At 69.4% G+C, this 17,629-nt stretch carries 18 protein-coding genes; 10 read left to right on the plus strand and 8 right to left on the minus strand.

The genetic code is table 11. The features are described from left to right. The 7 genes from nadC to G9272_RS25520 all read left to right on the plus strand — a co-directional run bounded on the left by nadC (position 1) and on the right by G9272_RS25520 (position 4,610). The gene (gene nadC / locus G9272_RS25490) at positions 1 to 1,002 is read left to right on the plus strand and encodes a carboxylating nicotinate-nucleotide diphosphorylase (RefSeq protein ID WP_171398710.1); all 1,002 of its coding nucleotides are present in this window, start codon (positions 1 to 3) and stop codon (positions 1,000 to 1,002) included. Between the two features lie 15 nt (positions 1,003 to 1,017). Next, a complete protein-coding gene (locus tag G9272_RS25495; RefSeq protein ID WP_171398711.1) occupies positions 1,018 to 1,815 on the plus strand; it encodes a type III pantothenate kinase in 798 nt (265 codons plus the stop codon). Between the two features lie 166 nt (positions 1,816 to 1,981). Next, positions 1,982 to 2,671, plus strand: coding sequence for a hypothetical protein (locus G9272_RS25500; RefSeq protein WP_171402169.1), 690 nt, complete (start codon positions 1,982 to 1,984; stop codon positions 2,669 to 2,671). 51 nt (positions 2,672 to 2,722) lie between these two features. Continuing rightward, complete coding sequence (locus tag G9272_RS25505) at positions 2,723 to 2,902, plus strand: hypothetical protein (RefSeq protein ID WP_171398712.1); 180 nt, start codon at positions 2,723 to 2,725, stop codon at positions 2,900 to 2,902. A 135-nt stretch (positions 2,903 to 3,037) separates the two neighbouring features. Then, positions 3,038 to 3,490, plus strand: a complete 453-nt coding sequence (locus G9272_RS25510; RefSeq protein ID WP_394644903.1) for a BlaI/MecI/CopY family transcriptional regulator — start codon at positions 3,038 to 3,040, stop codon at positions 3,488 to 3,490. A gap of 9 nt (positions 3,491 to 3,499) precedes the next feature. Next, positions 3,500 to 4,048 (plus strand): amino-acid N-acetyltransferase, encoded by a 549-nt coding sequence (locus G9272_RS25515; RefSeq protein ID WP_020132477.1) that lies wholly within the window; start codon positions 3,500 to 3,502, stop codon positions 4,046 to 4,048. A gap of 226 nt (positions 4,049 to 4,274) precedes the next feature. After that, positions 4,275 to 4,610 (plus strand): histone-like nucleoid-structuring protein Lsr2, encoded by a 336-nt coding sequence (locus tag G9272_RS25520; protein WP_020132476.1) that lies wholly within the window; start codon positions 4,275 to 4,277, stop codon positions 4,608 to 4,610. Here the strand turns inward: G9272_RS25520 and G9272_RS25525 are convergent. Continuing rightward, a complete protein-coding gene (locus tag G9272_RS25525) occupies positions 4,589 to 5,230 on the minus strand; it encodes an SCO3374 family protein (RefSeq protein ID WP_171398714.1) in 642 nt (213 codons plus the stop codon). The genes G9272_RS25520 and G9272_RS25525 overlap by 22 nt on opposite strands. 430 nt (positions 5,231 to 5,660) lie before the next feature. Between G9272_RS25525 and G9272_RS25530 the strand changes: the two genes are divergently transcribed. After that, positions 5,661 to 8,186, plus strand: coding sequence for an ATP-dependent Clp protease ATP-binding subunit (locus G9272_RS25530; protein ID WP_171398715.1), 2,526 nt, complete (start codon positions 5,661 to 5,663; stop codon positions 8,184 to 8,186). 93 nt (positions 8,187 to 8,279) lie between these two features. On the opposite strand, the gene G9272_RS25535 is transcribed toward G9272_RS25530, so the two are convergent. Further along, a complete protein-coding gene (locus G9272_RS25535; RefSeq protein WP_171398716.1) occupies positions 8,280 to 8,915 on the minus strand; it encodes an HAD family acid phosphatase in 636 nt (211 codons plus the stop codon). Positions 8,916 to 9,431: 516 nt separating this feature from the next. Here G9272_RS25535 and G9272_RS25540 point away from each other — a divergent pair. After that, entirely contained in the window at positions 9,432 to 10,013 is a 582-nt protein-coding gene (locus tag G9272_RS25540; RefSeq protein WP_171398717.1) for a M23 family metallopeptidase, read from the plus strand. An 11-nt stretch (positions 10,014 to 10,024) separates the two neighbouring features. Here G9272_RS25540 and G9272_RS25545 read toward each other — a convergent pair whose 3' ends face one another. Then, a complete protein-coding gene (locus tag G9272_RS25545; protein ID WP_171398718.1) occupies positions 10,025 to 10,612 on the minus strand; it encodes a TetR/AcrR family transcriptional regulator in 588 nt (195 codons plus the stop codon). Between the two features lie 166 nt (positions 10,613 to 10,778). On the opposite strand from G9272_RS25545, the gene G9272_RS25550 reads away from it, so the two are divergent. After that, positions 10,779 to 12,365 carry an MDR family MFS transporter gene (locus G9272_RS25550; protein ID WP_171398719.1) on the plus strand — a complete coding sequence of 529 codons (1,587 nt, stop codon included), beginning with the start codon at positions 10,779 to 10,781 and terminating at the stop codon, positions 12,363 to 12,365. A 369-nt stretch (positions 12,366 to 12,734) separates the two neighbouring features. On the opposite strand, the gene cseC is transcribed toward G9272_RS25550, so the two are convergent. From cseC to G9272_RS25575, 5 genes are all read right to left on the minus strand, one after another. After that, complete coding sequence (gene cseC / locus G9272_RS25555) at positions 12,735 to 14,069, minus strand: two-component system sensor histidine kinase CseC (RefSeq protein ID WP_437184303.1); 1,335 nt, start codon at positions 14,067 to 14,069, stop codon at positions 12,735 to 12,737. A gap of 28 nt (positions 14,070 to 14,097) precedes the next feature. After that, the gene (gene cseB, locus G9272_RS25560) at positions 14,098 to 14,799 is read right to left on the minus strand and encodes a two-component system response regulator CseB (protein WP_171398721.1); all 702 of its coding nucleotides are present in this window, start codon (positions 14,797 to 14,799) and stop codon (positions 14,098 to 14,100) included. Between the two features lie 301 nt (positions 14,800 to 15,100). Next, positions 15,101 to 15,766 (minus strand): hypothetical protein, encoded by a 666-nt coding sequence (locus G9272_RS25565; RefSeq protein WP_171398722.1) that lies wholly within the window; start codon positions 15,764 to 15,766, stop codon positions 15,101 to 15,103. Continuing rightward, positions 15,751 to 16,293, minus strand: a complete 543-nt coding sequence (locus tag G9272_RS25570; protein ID WP_020132466.1) for a SigE family RNA polymerase sigma factor — start codon at positions 16,291 to 16,293, stop codon at positions 15,751 to 15,753. Before G9272_RS25570 ends, G9272_RS25565 begins: the two co-directional genes overlap by 16 nt. Before the next feature lie 300 nt (positions 16,294 to 16,593). After that, positions 16,594 to 17,526 (minus strand): A/G-specific adenine glycosylase, encoded by a 933-nt coding sequence (locus G9272_RS25575; protein WP_171398723.1) that lies wholly within the window; start codon positions 17,524 to 17,526, stop codon positions 16,594 to 16,596. Positions 17,527 to 17,629: the final 103 nt, after the last annotated feature.

Here is a 17,629-nt window from a genome sequence, read left to right on the forward strand (position 1 = left end):
GTGAGCACCCCCGACCTTCCCCTCGCCCAGAGCGGCGGCTGCGGCGACGGCTGTGCCTGTGGCGCCGACACAGACACCGACTTCGCTGACGAGGGATACGCCGAATACGCGGAGTGCGGGCTCGACCCCGCGCTCGCCCAGCTGCTGTCCGACGCCGGACTCGACCCCGTGGAGGTCGAGGACATCGCCAACGTCGCCATCCAGGAGGACCTGGCCCACGGCGTCGACGTGACCACCGTCGCGACCATCCCCGAGGAGGCGGTCGCCACCGCCGACTTCACCGCGCGCGAGGCGGGCGTGGTGGCGGGCCTCAGGGTCGCCGAGGCGGTCGTCTCGGTCGTCTGCACGGACGAGTTCGAGGTCGAGCGGCACGTGGAGGACGGCGACCGCGTGGAGGCCGGCCAGAAGCTGCTGTCGGTCACCACGCGCACGCGTGACCTGCTCACCGCCGAGCGCAGCGCGCTCAACCTGCTGTGCCGGCTGTCCGGCATCGCCACCGCCACGCGCGCGTGGGCGGACGTCCTGGAGGGCACCAAGGCGCGCGTGCGGGACACCCGCAAGACGACGCCGGGCCTGCGCTCCCTGGAGAAGTTCGCCGTCCGCTGCGGCGGAGGCGTCAACCACCGCATGTCGCTGTCCGACGCGGCGCTGGTCAAGGACAACCACGTGGTCGCCGCGGGCGGCGTCGCCCAGGCCTTCGAGGCCGTGCGGGAGACGTTCCCGGACGTCCCGATCGAGGTCGAGGTCGACACCCTGCACCAGCTGCGGGAGGTGGTCGACGCCGGCGCCGACCTGATCCTGCTGGACAACTTCACGCCCGGGGAGTGCGCGGAGGCCGTCGGCGTCGTCGGCGGGCGCGCCCTGCTGGAGGCGTCGGGCCGGCTGACCCTGGTCAACGCCAAGGCGTACGCCGACACCGGCGTCGACTTCCTCGCCGTCGGTGCCCTGACGCACTCCTCGCCGATCCTGGACATCGGTCTGGATCTGCGAGCGGCGGAGTAGGAACGGGGACCGGCCATGCTGCTGACGATCGACGTGGGCAACACGCACACCGTGCTCGGCCTGTTCGACGGTGAGGACATCGTCGAGCACTGGCGGATCTCCACCGACGCCCGCCGGACCGCGGACGAACTGGCCGTGCTGCTCCATGGCCTCATGGGCATGCACCCGCTCCTCGGGGACGACCTGGGCGACGGCATCGACGGGATCGCGATCTGCGCGACCGTGCCCTCCGTGCTGCACGAGCTGCGCGAGGTGACACGGCGCTACTACGGCGACGTGCCCGCCGTGCTCGTCGAACCCGGCGTGAAGACGGGCGTGCCGATCCTCTTCGACAACCCCAAGGAGGTCGGCGCCGACCGCATCATCAACGCGGTCGCGGCGAACGAGCTCTACGGCGGCCCGGCGATCGTCGTCGACTTCGGCACGGCGACGACGTTCGACGCGGTCAGCGCGCGCGGGGAGTACGTAGGCGGGGTCATCGCCCCCGGCATCGAGATCTCGGTCGAGGCGCTGGGTGTCAGGGCCGCGATGCTGCGCAAGATCGAGGTGGCCCGGCCCCGGAGCGTGATCGGCAAGAACACGGTCGAGGCGATGCAGTCCGGGATCGTCTACGGGTTCGCCGGCCAGGTCGACGGCGTGGTGACCCGGATGGCCCGCGAGCTGGCGGAGGACCCGGACGAGGTCACGGTGATCGCGACGGGCGGGCTGGCGCCGATGGTGCTCGGCGAGTCCTCCGTGATCGACGAGCACGAGCCGTGGCTGACGCTGATCGGGCTGCGCCTGGTGTACGAGCGGAACGTGTCCCGCATGTGAGCGGCACCGCCCCCGTGGACGAGCGGAGGTGGGCGGAGGCGGGTGACCCGGGAGGCAGGGCCACCAGGGCGGATTGCGGACGCGCCACACCCGTCCCCTATGTCGAATTTGTCTGATTAGCGCGTATCGTCGCGGCATGCCCACGCCCTACGGATCCCGCGGCGGCATGGCGTTCGGCGCGGAGGAGCTGCGTGTGCTCCGCCGCGCCCTCGCCCTCGCCCTCCACCCCGGCCCCGTCTCCGCCGAGGACATCCAGGACTGTCATCGCCTCGCCGAGTCCCTCGACGAGGCCATGCGCGAGGCCGCCCGACTGCGGGCCTTCCTGGTGGCCGATCTCGCCCGGTACCGCGCCGCCCTCCCCGGCACCGCGGCCGGCTACCTCACGCTCCTCGAGGAGGTACTGCCCACCGGCTACCGGCCCGAGCCCGACGACCTCGCCGCCCTGCGCGCCCTGCGCGGCAACCCCGTGGCCGCCGCCCTCCTGGGCCGCTGCCAGGCGCTCGCCGAACGGGACGTACGCGCCCGTCTGGCCCGCCGGGCGGCCCGCAGGGCCCCGGAGGCCGCTCCCACCGTCCCGGCGTCCCGTACCCGGCTTCTGGCCCTTCCCGGGGGCCTTTCCGGGGACAGCTGCGCCCGTCCGTCCGTCGCCGCCGGGGAACCGGGCGGGCGCCCGGGCGAGGAACCGCGAAGGAAACCCGGCGGCAAGCCCGCCACGCCAGCTCCCGGCCCGGTCCCCGCCGAGCCCGCCCCGGAGCCCGCCCGGCGGCCCGTTCCCACGCCGGGCGAGGTCTTCCCGCGGCGCAGACCGGCCCCGCCGCCCGCCAACCCGGAGCAGCAGCGGCTGGCGGCCGGCTGACACGGGCGACCCCGCCCCGCTGTTCCGTTCCGCCCTGGCTACCCTGGATCCATGGACTACGTCTCCGCGCTCGTGCCTCCCGTCGTCATGGCCGTGTTCTTCATCGGTGTGATCAGGGTGATCGTGAAGACCCAGGGCGGAGCCAACAAGGCCAAGGAGGACGCGGCCGTCGACGCCGTCCTCGCGCGCGCGGACGGCGCCCGTCAGGTCTCCGCGAGCCCCGACGCCTGACCGACCCGCGACGCATCCACACCGCCCAGGGCGTGCGGCTCCTTTCGGAGCCGCGCGCCCTTTTTGTTCCCGTTTGCCGATGAAAGCGCACGTCCGGCACGCGATTGGCGAGATCTCCCACTATTGTTCTGAGCTGTGCCTCGCCCATTGGGAGAACTCGAAGACGCGGTCATGACGCGGGTGTGGAAGTGGAACCGCCCGGTGACCGTTCGAGAAGTCCTGGAAGACCTTCAGCAGGAACGGTCCATCGCGTACACCACGGTGATGACCGTTTTGGACAATCTCCATCAGAAGGGCTGGGTGCGCCGTGAAGCCGAAGGCCGGGCCTATCGATATGAGGCGGTCTCGACCCGGGCCGCCTACGCAGCTGCCCTGATGAACGACGCCTGGGCGCAGAGCGACAACCCCGCCGCCGCTCTCGTCGCCTTCTTCGGGATGATGAGCGAGGAACAGCGGCACGCGCTGCGTGACGCCGTACGCATGGTCCAGGGTCCGGAAACTGTCGAACCCACAACTGCGGGGAGTCCGGGGAGTACGGGGAGTGCCGGGGAGAACCCCGGCTCGGCGACGGAGGCCGACGGGCGATAGCGTCCGCACATGTCAGCAGAGAGTCCCTCGGCCGAGAACCCCGAAGTCACCGCTAAAGCCATCACCGTCCGCCGGGCCCGGACCGGCGATGTCTCCGCCGTGCGCCGTCTCCTTGACGCCCACGTCCGCGGTGGCATCCTGCTCGACAAAGCGACGGTGACGCTTTACGAGGACATCCAGGAGTTCTGGGTCGCCGAACGCGACGACAACGCCGAGGTGGTCGGCTGCGGCGCCCTGCACGTGATGTGGGAAGACCTGGCGGAAGTCCGCACTCTCGCGGTGAAGCCGGGGCTGAAGGGCGCGGGCATCGGTCACCAGTTGTTGGAGAAGTTGCTCCACACCGCGCGCTGGCTCGGGGTTCGACGCGTTTTCTGCCTGACCTTCGAAGTCGACTTCTTCGGCAAGCACGGCTTCGTGGAGATCGGTGAGACGCCGGTCGACACCGATGTCTACGCGGAGCTGCTGCGTTCCTATGACGAGGGCGTCGCGGAGTTCCTCGGACTCGAACGAGTGAAACCGAACACCTTGGGCAACAGTCGGATGCTTCTGCATCTGTGATCGTCGACGTCCATTCACACCGACCCGCCTTGCCCGGGTTCCCTATGTCCGAAACGCGCACGTTTCCGGGCGAGGGGCGGGCTGTGGGTCCCCGCCGGGGGTTTGTGTTTTCCCAGCAAAAGCGGTTTGCTTTCCGACGTACTGCTGTACTGCATATAACAGGGCGCGGCTAAACGGCGGACGCCGCGGACCCCCGTCCCTCACGTTTTCGATGAAAGGAAATCCGGTGGCACAGAAGGTTCAGGTCCTTCTTGTCGACGACCTCGACGGCGGCGAGGCGGACGAGACCGTCACGTTCGCGCTGGACGGCAAGACCTACGAGATCGACCTCACGACTACCAATGCGGACAAGCTCCGTGGACTTCTCGAGCCCTACGTGAAGGGTGGCCGTCGTACCGGTGGCCGTGCTTCGGGTGGACGTGGAAAGGCGCGCGCCGCTACCGGTGGCAGCCAGGACACGGCCCAGATCCGCGCGTGGGCCAAGGAGAACGGTCACGAGGTCAATGACCGCGGCCGCGTTCCGGCGTCCATTCGCGAGGCTTACGAGAAGGCCAACGGCTGAGCGCTCGCGCGCCGCAGTCGGACACGGTGACAGTGCGTCGCCAGCGTGTCCACCAGCCGTACGAGATCGGGGGCGCCCCCAACGCCCCCCAGCGCCGACATCGTCGGCAGCGAGGCCTCGGCCTCGCACCCTGCCACGGGGGGCCGCAGCCAGACGGCGGCCCCCTGCACCGGCCCGGGACGGTTCAGGCCCTGATTGCGGCCCTGGCTCCCGACGGGGGGTGGCAGGGGCGCCTCGATGAGTTCGCCCGCGCCGATCGCCGTCAGATCCAGTGGCAGCGCGCCCCACTCCAGCCACTGAAGGATCCCCGGCACCTCCTCCGCGCCGCCCGCTGCCACCAGCAGCCGCATCCGGTCGCCCCGCACGGCCACCGGCGAGCCCGGCGCGAGTCGCCGCAGCGCGGCGAGGCCCGCCTCGGCCGGCACGTCCAGCACGTCGAAGCGCTCGCCCACCAAAAGTCGTACCGGCTCCCCGGGCACCGTCGGCCAGCCCAGTTCGTTCTCGTACCAGCCGCGGATCCGGTCGGCCGGATCATCCGGGTCGAGCGGCCGTCGGGGGAGGGGGACCGTGAGGATCGCAGCGGCGGCCGAGCAGACAGCCGGCGGGACTGAGCCAACCATGCCAAGTGCAACCGTCGAAAAGGCCCGCGGGTTACGCTGGGTGTTTGGACGGATGCGCCCTGTGTCGACAAACGGGGCGTGCGGGGGCGTCGGGAGGCGCAAGGTTGTTCGCCCATAGCGGAGGGGACCGGTGCGCACGGCATGGACTGTCGGCCGGAGCGGGTAAGACATCCCTAGTGGGAGGGGGCGACACGCAGGAAAGGGCGTCTCACGTTCGCCATCGGCGTACTGGCGACTGGGGTAACTGCCTGGCCTGCGGGAACATCGTCTCGCACCATCGGGTTGGAGCAGATGTCGGCGTTCGGGGTCAGGAGGCCATCGACGGTGTCGGCAGTTGGAATGAGCGGTCCCCGCTTGCGGGACTAAGCTGCGGAAGGACAGGGAGGGGAAGTTCCCCCCACTGCCTGACCGCTCTGAGGAGCGATTAACGATGTTCGAGAGGTTCACCGACCGCGCGCGGCGGGTTGTCGTCCTGGCTCAGGAAGAAGCCCGGATGCTCAACCACAACTACATCGGCACCGAGCACATCCTCCTGGGCCTGATCCACGAGGGTGAGGGTGTCGCCGCCAAGGCCCTTGAGAGCCTCGGGATTTCGCTCGAGGCGGTCCGCCAGCAGGTGGAGGAGATCATCGGCCAGGGCCAGCAGGCCCCGTCCGGGCACATCCCCTTCACCCCCCGTGCCAAGAAGGTCCTGGAGCTGTCGCTCCGCGAGGCCCTTCAGCTGGGACACAACTACATCGGCACGGAGCACATCCTGCTCGGCCTGATCCGCGAGGGCGAGGGCGTCGCCGCCCAGGTCCTCGTCAAGCTGGGCGCAGATCTCAACCGGGTGCGGCAGCAGGTCATCCAGCTGCTCTCCGGTTACCAGGGCAAGGAGACCGCCACCGCCGGCGGCCCTGCCGAGGGCACGCCCTCGACGTCCCTGGTCCTCGACCAGTTCGGCCGGAACCTCACCCAGGCCGCTCGTGAGTCCAAGCTCGACCCGGTCATCGGGCGCGAGAAGGAGATCGAGCGGGTCATGCAGGTGCTGTCCCGCCGTACCAAGAACAACCCGGTCCTGATCGGCGAGCCCGGCGTCGGCAAGACCGCCGTCGTCGAAGGTCTCGCCCAGGCCATCGTCAAGGGCGAGGTGCCCGAGACCCTCAAGGACAAGCACCTCTACACCCTGGACCTCGGCGCCCTGGTCGCCGGCTCCCGCTACCGCGGTGACTTCGAGGAGCGCCTGAAGAAGGTCCTCAAGGAGATCCGCACCCGCGGCGACATCATCCTGTTCATCGACGAGCTGCACACGCTGGTCGGTGCGGGTGCCGCCGAGGGCGCCATCGACGCCGCTTCGATCCTGAAGCCGATGCTGGCCCGCGGTGAGCTCCAGACCATCGGTGCGACCACGCTGGACGAGTACCGCAAGCACCTGGAGAAGGACGCGGCCCTCGAGCGCCGCTTCCAGCCCATCCAGGTCGCGGAGCCGTCCCTGCCGCACACGATCGAGATCCTCAAGGGTCTGCGTGACCGGTACGAGGCGCACCACCGTGTCTCGATCACCGACGAGGCGCTGGTCCAGGCCGCCACCCTGGCCGACCGGTACATCTCGGACCGCTTCCTGCCGGACAAGGCGATCGACCTGATCGACGAGGCCGGTTCCCGGATGCGCATCCGCCGGATGACCGCGCCGCCGGACCTGCGCGAGTTCGACGAGAAGATCGCCGGCGTCCGCCGCGACAAGGAGTCCGCGATCGACTCGCAGGACTTCGAGAAGGCCGCCTCCCTCCGCGACAAGGAGAAGCAGCTCCTGGCCGCCAAGGCCAAGCGGGAGAAGGAGTGGAAGGCCGGCGACATGGACGTCGTCGCCGAGGTCGACGGCGAGCTGATCGCCGAGGTCCTCGCGACCGCCACCGGCATCCCGGTCTTCAAGCTGACCGAGGAGGAGTCGAGCCGCCTGCTGCGCATGGAGGACGAGCTCCACAAGCGGGTCATCGGCCAGGTCGACGCCGTCAAGGCGCTGTCGAAGGCGATCCGTCGTACGCGTGCGGGCCTCAAGGACCCGAAGCGTCCCGGTGGTTCGTTCATCTTCGCCGGTCCGTCCGGTGTCGGTAAGACCGAGCTGTCCAAGGCGCTCGCCGAGTTCCTCTTCGGCGACGAGGACGCGCTGATCTCCCTCGACATGTCGGAGTTCAGCGAGAAGCACACGGTCTCGCGTCTCTTCGGTTCGCCCCCCGGATACGTGGGCTACGAAGAGGGCGGCCAGCTGACCGAGAAGGTCCGCCGCAAGCCGTTCTCCGTCGTCCTCTTCGACGAGGTCGAGAAGGCCCACCCGGACATCTTCAACTCGCTGCTCCAGATCCTGGAGGACGGTCGTCTGACCGACTCCCAGGGCCGGGTCGTGGACTTCAAGAACACGGTCATCATCATGACGACCAACCTCGGCACCCGGGACATCTCCAAGGGCTTCAACCTGGGCTTCGCGGCCTCGGGCGACAAGAAGTCGAACTACGAGCGCATGAAGAACAAGGTCTCGGACGAGCTCAAGCAGCACTTCCGCCCCGAGTTCCTCAACCGCGTCGACGACGTCGTCGTCTTCCCGCAGCTGACGCAGGAGGACATCCTGCGGATCGTCGACCTGATGATCGGCAAGGTCGACGAGCGCCTGAAGGACCGGGACATGGGCATCGAGCTCTCCCAGTCCGCCAAGGAGCTGCTGTCCACCAAGGGTTACGACCCGGTGCTGGGTGCGCGTCCGCTGCGTCGCACCATCCAGCGCGAGATCGAGGACACGCTCTCGGAGAAGATCCTCTTCGGTGAGCTGCGCCCCGGTCACATCGTGGTCGTGGACACCGAGGGCGAGGGTGAGACCAAGACCTTCACCTTCCGCGGCGAGGAGAAGTCGGCTCTGCCCGACGTCCCGCCGATCGAGCAGGCGGCCGGCGGTGCCGGACCGAACCTGAGCAAGGACGCCTGACCCTTCGGGGGCTGAGCGGAGAAAGGGGCCGGTGCTTCACAGCGCCGGCCCCTTTCGCATGCGTTCCGCAGGCACCGCACGCCATGCAGGGACCTACGACAGCTGGCCGTCGTAGTCCGGCAGCTTGTATGTGGTTTCGGCGTGGCCGCCCGAGAGGTCGGTGGCGCTGTTGCCGATGTTCGCGATGATCGTGTAGCCCTTGGACTCGATGTCGACGCGCTGGGCGGTCTTGTAGGCGGCGACGTCCTTGAAGAGGTCGAGGAAGCCGCGCACGTAGAGGCCGGAGACCTTGTAGCCGACGTACTTGAGGTTGTAGTCGGTCACCCCGGAGATGATGCCCGGGCGGGCGGTGACGAAGAACAGGGAGACGCCGTGCTCCTGGGCGTACTTGGCGACGTCGAGAACCGGCTTGTTGGCCGGCTGGGGGTAGCTGAAGCCGAAGTCGGTCTCCAGGGTCGTGTTGTCGATGTCGAAGACGATCGCCTGCTTCTCACCGGGCTTGGTGGCGGCGATGCGCTGCTTCAGCGTCGGCAGGGCCTGGTTCATCACGGCCTGGCAGTCCTGCTGCCAGGTGGCGTAGTCGACGTCCTCGGCGGCGGCCGCGGTGGCGACGGTGGAGGTGCCGGTGGCCGTCGCGGCCTGGGCGCCGACCGGTACGGCCATTGCCGTGACGGCTGCCGTCGCCACGGCGGTCATGGCGATGCGGCGCGTCCAGCTGCCTCTGGTCATGTGTGGGGTCCTCTCGCGTCCTTGCGCTGCCGGTGTCGTGAGCATGCTGATCGCTGGGGGTGGCCTGAGGGGAACCAGCGGGTTACTGGACGGTAGAGGCCGATGAGAGCCCGATCACAGACCCGTGCACGAACGTGAGCGGGGTCACAAGTGCCTTGCGGGGTACGGGAGTAGTCGCCGTCACATTCCGAAGTCCCTTGCAGGGGGCGGCCGGTGACATGGCGCACAGGCGATCCGAGCCCTACTAGGGCGGGTAGTCGTAAGCCAAATCGGACTAAAAAGGACGAATGCCTCTGAGGTCCCGATCTCTGTTCGGGCCTCCGGCGTGGGCGGGTGTCGCGTGTGTCCGGAAAGAGGGTTCTGTCAAGAAGTGGGAAGTTTTGGGGTGAAGTACTAGTTTCCGTCGTAGATCACACGTTTGGGGGTCTGTGGGCCTCGGGGTTACCAAGGGATGGCCACTTCGGCGGAGGTTCACGCCGGGTGGTTTCTTCTGTCCCCTTCCCCATGAGGTCTTCGATGTTCCAGCGCGTCACGTTCCGTTCTTCCCGTACGTCCCAGCTCCGCACTCGCGTGGCCGTCGGCGCCGCCGCCCTGGGCGCCTCGGTCGTGCTGGGGAGCGGAGTGGCGTCCGCCGCTGCGCCCGCCGCCGCGCCCGCCACCAAGACGGCCGCCTCGGCCGCTTCCTGGATCGACCCGGTGAAGAAGTACACGCTGTCCGCCGGGTACGCCCAGGCCGGCGCGATGTGGCAGTCCACCCACAGCGGTCAGGACTTCGCCGTGCCGAGCGGCACCAAGGTCATGGCCGCGCACGGCGGCACCGTGGTCAAGGCCGGCGGCAACGGCGCCGGTGACGGCCCCGCCTACGGCAACGCCGTCGTGATCAAGCACACCAACGGCGTCTACTCGCAGTACGCCCACCTCTCGCGCATCGACGTGAAGGTCGGCCAGATCGTCAAGACGGGCCAGAAGATCGCCCTGTCCGGCAGCACCGGCAACTCCAGCGGTCCCCACCTGCACTTCGAGATCCGTACGACCGCGAACTACGGTTCGGCGATCAACCCGGTCACCTTCCTGCACAGCAAGGGCGTGAAGGTCTGACGCCGAGGTGATCAGGCGCCCTGGTGCGCCTGTGTCACCAGATCGATGGCGACCTCGAGGACGGCTGCACGCTTGTCCTCGGGGTCGCCTTCGAGGTCCTGGAGGAAGAACATGCCGGCGTGCAGCGTGAAGATGGCGCTCACGCAGCGGACCTGGTCGGCGAGGGGGGCGTCCGGGTCGATGACGATGTCGCGCAGACCTCGCATGCGGTCCTTGAACGAGTCGCCGATCTGGAGTTCCCGCACCGTCGCCTGGTTCTCCTGCATGAAGCGGAAGAGCGGGGTCGCCTCGGAGAGGGCCCGGCTGTAGCGCCGTATGAGTTCCTGCTTGGTGTCCAGGGTGTGCGGCTGGTTCGCGCCCCACTCGATCAGGTCCTCGATCGGCTTCGTCAGATCCGTGAAGATGCCGACGATGATCTCTTCCTTGGTCTTGAAGTGGTAGTACAGGGCCGCCTTGGTGACCTCCAGACGCTCCGCGATCTCGCGGAGGGAGGTCTTCTCGTAGCCCTGCTCGGCGAAGAGTTCGAGTGCGACGTCCTGGATGCGCTGGCGGGTGTTGCCGCGACGCTGCTGCTTCGTGCCGTCCATGGTGACGTCCATTCTCGTGGTCCTCGCGTTCCCGCGAAAACTTACTTGCCGTCCGGCTAGTTAGATGCGGAAACTTACTTGACGCCCGGCTAGTTGCAGGTCTACCTTCCCAGTGTAATGAACTAGCCGGGCGGCAAGTAAGTGGCCGGCCGGGGGGAAGCCCAGGGGAGTGGCAACCATGGCGGACACAAAGACACCCGAGACCGAGGCGGAGAAACAGCCGAGGAGCGTGCGGGTCGTCCTGCTCGCGCTGATGATCACGATGATGCTCGCGATGCTCGACAACATGATCGTGGGCACCGCGATGCCGACGATCGTCGGCGAACTCGGCGGGCTCGAACACCTGTCATGGGTCGTGACCGCGTACACCCTCGCGACCGCGGCCTCCACCCCGCTCTGGGGCAAGCTCGGCGACATGTACGGGCGCAAGGGCGCCTTCATGACGTCGATCGTGATCTTCCTGATCGGTTCCGCACTGAGCGGCATGGCCCAGAACATGGGCGAACTGATCGGCTTCCGCGCGATCCAGGGCCTCGGCGCCGGTGGCCTGATGGTCGGCGTCATGGCGATCATCGGTGACCTCATCCCGCCGCGGGAGCGCGGCAAGTACCAGGGCATGATGGCCGGCGTCATGGCGCTCGCGATGATCGGTGGCCCGCTGGTCGGCGGCACCATCACCGACAACTGGGGCTGGCGCTGGTCGTTCTACATCAACCTGCCGCTCGGCGTGGTGTCGCTGGCCCTCATCAGCGCCGTTCTGCACCTGCCGAAGAAGCGCTCGCAGTCGCGGATCGACTACCTGGGCGCCACCCTGCTGACCGTCGGCATCACCTCCATCGTCCTCGTCACCACCTGGGGCGGCTCGGAGTACGCCTGGTCGTCCGCGCGGATCATGGAGCTCATCGGGATCGGCGTCGCCTCGCTCATCGGGTTCGTGTTCTGGCAGACCAGGGCCGCCGAGCCGATCGTGCCGCTGCACATCTTCCGCAGCCGCAACTTCACCCTGATGTCGCTCATCGGCTTCGTCGCCGGCTTCGTGATGTTCGGCGCCACCCTCTTCCTGCCGCTGTACCAGCAGTCCGTGCAGGGCGCCTCCGCGACCAACTCCGGTCTGCTGCTCCTGCCGATGCTCGGCGCCATGCTGGTCACCTCGATCGTGGCGGGCCGGGTGACCACGAACAGCGGCAAGTACAAGATCTTCCCGGTCGTCGGCAGCGTCGCGATGGTCATCGGCCTGTACCTGCTGTCCACGATGGACACCGGGACCAGCCGCCTCACCTCCGGCGTGTTCATGGCCGTCGTCGGTCTCGGCATGGGCTGCCTCATGCAGATCACGATGCTGGTCGCACAGAACAGCGTCGAGATGAAGGACATGGGCGTCGCTTCCTCGTCCACCACCCTCTTCCGTACGCTCGGCTCCTCCTTCGGCGTCGCGATCATGGGTGCGCTGTTCAACAACCGCGTCCAGGACGTCATGTCCGAGCGGGCCGGCGCGCTGGGTTCGAAGATCACCGAGCAGTCCGCGCAACTGGACGCGGCCAGCCTGGCCAAGCTGCCCGCCGAGGCCCGGGAGGCCTACCAGTACGCGGTCTCGTCCGGCACCCACTCGGCGTTCCTGCTGGGGGCCGTGGTCGCGGTGATCGCGCTGGTGGCGGCGGTGTTCGTCAAGGAGGTCCCGCTCAAGGGAGCGGGTCCGCAGAAGGACGACGAGGAGTCGGCCGACGGTGCGGCCGCGACGCAGCCTCCCCTGGTCGAGGCCATCTGACCGCGCTGTTGTGAACGCAGGCCCCCCGGCGGTGTCCGCCCCGGGGGGCCTGTGGTTTGTGCGCCCGAGCCGACGCCGCTCTCCCGCTGCTGAGGAGGACTGTCGGTCGCCGGTGTCACTACCGGTTCCGTGGACGGAATGCGGCAGTTGTGGGCGCTGACGAACAGGACCCCTGGACCGATCCGACCTCCGGCGGGGAAGCAGAGCCATGATCAAGGGCCTCGGCATCTACCGCATGGATCTTCGACCAGGACCAAGGCCTTCTTCTCCACCGAGAAGCTCGACTTCTCGAAGGACCTCGGCTGAGCGTCCGGCGTCTTCCCCGCACCGCGCGGCATCGCTGTGTCACGAGCCGCGCGGTGTCCGCCGTCACGGCATCACCGGGTAGCTTCCCGTGTTGGTCGGCGCGTGCTCCGGCAGCCACAGGACGGCGACGGCGCCCTCGGCGGGTATGTGCCCAGGGGCCCCCGCGGGCCGTACGTTGCGGAAGGTCAGCCGGGCGCCGAGTACCCGGGCCTGGCCCGCCGCGATGGTGAGCCCGAGGCCGTGTCCGTGCCCGGCCCGGTCGGCGCTGCCGGTGCGGAAGCGGCTCGGCCCCTCGGCGAGCAGGTCCTCGGGGAAACCGGGGCCGTGGTCGCGGACCCGGATGACCCGGCCCTCGACGGTCACCTGGATCGGCGGCTTGCCGTGCCGGGCGGCGTTGGCCAGCAGGTTGAACAGCACGCGCTCCAGGCGCCGGGGGTCGGTCGTGACCATCGACTCGTGGACCACCCGCACCTCGACGTCCGGGTCCTTGGCCGCGACCCGCCGGGCCACGAACTCGCCCAGCACGATGTCCTGGAGTTCGGCGCGCTCCGAGGCGCCGTCGAGACGGGCCACCTCCAGCACGTCCTCGACCAGGGTGCGCATCGCCTTCGCCCGGTCCAGGACCAGCTCCGTCGGTCGGCCGGGAGGCAGCAGCTCGGCGGCCGTCAGCAGTCCCGTCACCGGGGTGCGCAGTTCGTGCGCGATGTCCGCGGTGACCCGGCGCTCGGCCTCCAGCCGCTCCTGAAGCGTGTCCGCCATGGCGTCCACCGCGCTCGCGAGGTCATCGGTCTCGTCCCGCACGACCCCGCCTATCGCGTCCCGTACGCGGACGTCCGACTCGCCGCCGGCGACCTGGTTCGCCGCGGCCGCCGCCTTGCGCAGCCGGCGCGACATCTGACCGCCGATGAGCACACCGAGCGCACTGCCGCCGAGCACGACCGCGATGGAGCCGATCACCAGGGCCTGGTCGAGGTCGTTGAGGATGTCCGTGCTGCGGTCGGTGAACCCGGTGTGCAGCGACAGCACATGTCCGTCCTTGACCGGAACGGCCGCCCAGATGTCCGGCACGCCGCCCGTACGGTCGGAGACGAAGGTGGCCCGGCGGCCCTCCCGCACCTTCTCGCGCAACGCGGGCGGCAGACGGGAGTCGTCGATCTTGATGTTGGGGAAGTTGGGCCGTCCCGACCGCTCGTAGTTGCTCTGGGCGATCTGCACGCGCTCGTCGGCGAGGTCGCGCGCGTTGTCCAGCATGGACACGCGTGCGGCGTTGTGCACGACGAGGCTGAGCGCTATCGCCACCAGCGCGCCGACCAGCGCGATCGCCGCGCTCAGCTTCCATCGCAGACCCGTACGGATGCTGATGCGCTCCGTGCGAGCCGGACGCAGGTGCCGGATCATCCCCCGCATACTCCTGTCTCCGCCCCGCTCAGGCCTTCAGCTTGTAGCCGAAGCCGCGGACCGTCTCGATGCGGTCCTGACCGATCTTCGTGCGCAGCCGCTGTACATGGACGTCGACGACCCGGGTGTCGCCGCCCCAGCCGTAGTCCCACACCCGCTCCAGCAGTTTGTCGCGTGAGAGGACCGTGCCCGGGGCGGAGGAGAACTCCAGCAGCAGGCGCATCTCGGTAGGGGTCAGCGCCACCGGCTGTCCGGCCCGTCGCACCTCCATGCCCTCCGTGTCGATCTCCAGGTCACCGAAGGCCAGGACGCCGCCGGTGGCGGGGGCGTCGGGCTCGGTGCGATCGCCGCCGCCCGCGTGACCGAAGCGGCGCAGCACGGCGCGGATCCGGGCGACCAGCACGGCGCCGTCGAAGGGCTTGGTCACGTAGTCGTCGGCGCCGGCCTCCAGGCCGAGGACGACGTCGATGGAGTCGGCACGCGCCGACAACATGATCACCGGCACGGTGGACTCGTCCCGGATGCGCCGGCACAGGCTCACGCCGTCCAGGCCGGGCACCATGACGTCAAGCAGCGCGATGTCGGGGCGGTCGGCACGGAACGCCTCCAGGCCCGACAGGCCGTCGGGCATCGCGGTGACCACGAAGCCGTCCCGCTCGAGGGCGAGCTGGGTGGCCTCGCGGATGACGTCGTCGTCCTCGACGAACAGGACGTGGGTCTGGTCTGCCATCCCGGTGCTCTCAGTTCTCGTATGCGGTCTCGTGTGCGTGCGGGTCGTCGGTCTGACGGGCTTCCGCCTGCGTCCCGTCGCTCACCTGTTCGGTGAACTGCCGGGTGTGCCCCTTGCTTGGACGCGTGGAGCACGGCGAGCGTTCACTTCGCGCGCGATCCATGTCCGTACTCCGTGTGGTCCGTCCTTGCGCGTGCCTGCCCCTCCCGCCCGTCCTTGCCCGTCCACCCATTGATCGGAACGAGTGGCCCGATCGGTTCACGCTGCCGGAGGATTTCTTGGCAGATCGCATCGGGGCAGGTCAGCCGGCCTCCGGGGCCACCGTCGGGAGGTCACCGACGACGCTGCTGTAGTCGTTGTGCCAGCTGTACTCCTTCACGAAGCGGCCCGAGGCCCAGCGGTACATGATCACGTTCTCGCCGGAGGGGTCGGAGACCGGGTCGCCCTTCTCGTACACCTGCTTGCTCACCACCAGGTCGCCCCGGTCCATCTCCGCGTAGACAGGAGGCTCCTCGGCCTGGAAGACGTTCCGGTAGCCGCCGCCGCCGTCGTCCTTCCGGTACACGTACGAGCCCACGCCGACGACGTCACCGCAGGTGAGCACGTTGATGATGATGTCGTCGCCGGAGCCGCCGGTGAGGTCGCCGTACGACACGTCGACCGGGTACTCGTCGCCGACGCAGGGCTGCAACTCGCGCTTGACCTCGGCCGAGACCTCGGGGTCGTCCTTGATCAGCCGGACCGCCTCCGTCCGGTCGGGGGGGCCGGTGGAGGCGGACGACGGGGAGGTGGTGGCGCCCGCCGCCGCGTCGGCGTGAGCCGGACCCTCGTCACGGGCGCCGGTGCCGCCGGTGGCGCAGGCGGAGACGAAAAGGGCGAGGGCGGCGAGCACGGACATCGCCGTGATCGCCGCCTGGATGGTGCTTCGGGCCGGTGTGGGCCCGGCCTCGGTCAGGCCGCCGCGCAACGCTCCCGCTCCTCACGCTCCAGCGCGCGTGCGTCCAGATCGCGGGCTTCCAGCTCCTCGCGGAGCCGGGCGAGCGCCCGGTGCAGCGTGCTCTTGACCGTTCCCGCCGACATGCCGAGGGCGGCGGCCGTCTCCTCCGTGGACATCTGCTCCCAGTGTCGCAGCACCACGACACTGCGCTGCTTCGGAGCGAGCACCTTCATCGCGTCCATCAGCAGAGCGCGGTCGGCGTGCTGCTCGGTGGAGTCGTCCACACGGGCGTCCGGGAGCTGCTCGGTCGGAACCTCCTCGAGCTTGCGGGCCCGCCACCACTCGGTGCGTGTGTTGATCATGACCCGGCGCAGGTAGGCGTCCGCGAGCCGCTTGTCCGCGATGCCGTCCCAGCGGCCGTAGGTCCGGGCCAGCGCGGTCTGGAGGAGATCCTGCGCGTCGACCGGGTCCGGGACCAGGCGGCGGGCGCTGCGCAGCAGCGCGTCCTGCCGCGTGCGGACGTATTCCTCGAACTCGAGCACCTCGCCCTGTGCCATGGTCAACCGCCTCCGATTCCCCGTACCGGCGGACTGCCGCCGCCGGTTCACTGCCTGTGGTCTGTAGCCCTCGTGGTCCTGCTGGGTACGCAAATGAAGCTACGGAGGTGTTGTCACGGCGTTGTCCGAGGCAGCCTGCGGCCAGCGCTCAGCTGTCCGTCGGTTGTGTAACGGAAACAGGTTTGGGGTAGAGACACAGGCCGAATAGCTCGGCTATGAAGTGATTTGTCCGGCCGTTGAGCGTGACAAAAGCCCGGCGGCGGCTGTGATGAAGCCGCACACCTGTGAAATGACCGTGCGTCAGGTCAGCGGCAGGCGGTACAACCCGCCCGGGAGAGGCTCCACGAGTCCGTCCGCGACGAGGCCGTCCAGCGCACGCGCGCGTTGCACCGGCTCGTGCCACACCCGGTCGAGGGCGGCCTGCGGCACGGGGGTGTGCGCGTCCCGCAGGACGGCGAGCAGCTTGCCCCGGACCTGTCGGTCGGTGCCCGCGTACGTCTGGCCCCGGCGCGGCGGGCCGTCGTGCTCCGGCTTGCCCGCGAGCCGCCAGGCGCACTGCGCCGCGATCGGGCAGCGCACGCACGTCTCGTTCTTCGCCGTGCAGACGAGCGCGCCGAGTTCCATGGACGCGGCGGCCCAGCGCGCGGCGGTCGGCTCGTCGTCGGGCAGCAGGGCGCGGGCCAGCTTGCGCTCGGCGGCCGTGGTGGCGTTCGGCGGGTACCGCACGCCCGTGACGGCGCGCGCGAGGACGCGGCGGACGTTGGTGTCCAGGACGGCGTGCCGTTGCCCGTAGGCGAAGGAGGCGACGGCCGCGGCCGTGTACTCGCCGATGCCGGGCAGCGCCAGGAGCTGCGCGTGGCCCGACGGTACGTTGCCGCCGTGCCGTTCCGTTATCGCCACCGCCGCGCCGTGCAACCGCAGGGCGCGGCGCGGATAGCCGAGCCGCCCCCACGCGCGTACGGCCTCGCCCGGGGCCTCCGCGGCCAGGTCGGCGGGGCGCGGCCAGCGGGCGAGCCACTGCTCGTAGACCGGCAGGACACGGCTGACCGGTGTCTGCTGGAGCATGAACTCGCTGACCATCACGCCCCACGCGCCGGCCTCTGGACGCCGCCAGGGCAGGTCACGGGCGTTCTCGTCGAACCAGTCGATCACCGGGGAGTGCAGGTCCGCCGCGGTGGCGTCGACGTCGGAGCGGGCGGGGGAGCGGTGCGGGGGCTTCGTGGGCGCAGTCATGGCCCTTCCGATCCTGCCATGCGGACCGGGGCACGCGCGCGTACCGCCACTCGGCCGGGCGGGGTCCCGCGGGCGCGGCACGCGCGCGTGACCGGGGTCGTGG

Source organism: Streptomyces asoensis, assembly GCF_013085465.1.
GTDB classification, from domain to species: domain Bacteria; phylum Actinomycetota; class Actinomycetes; order Streptomycetales; family Streptomycetaceae; genus Streptomyces; species Streptomyces cacaoi_A.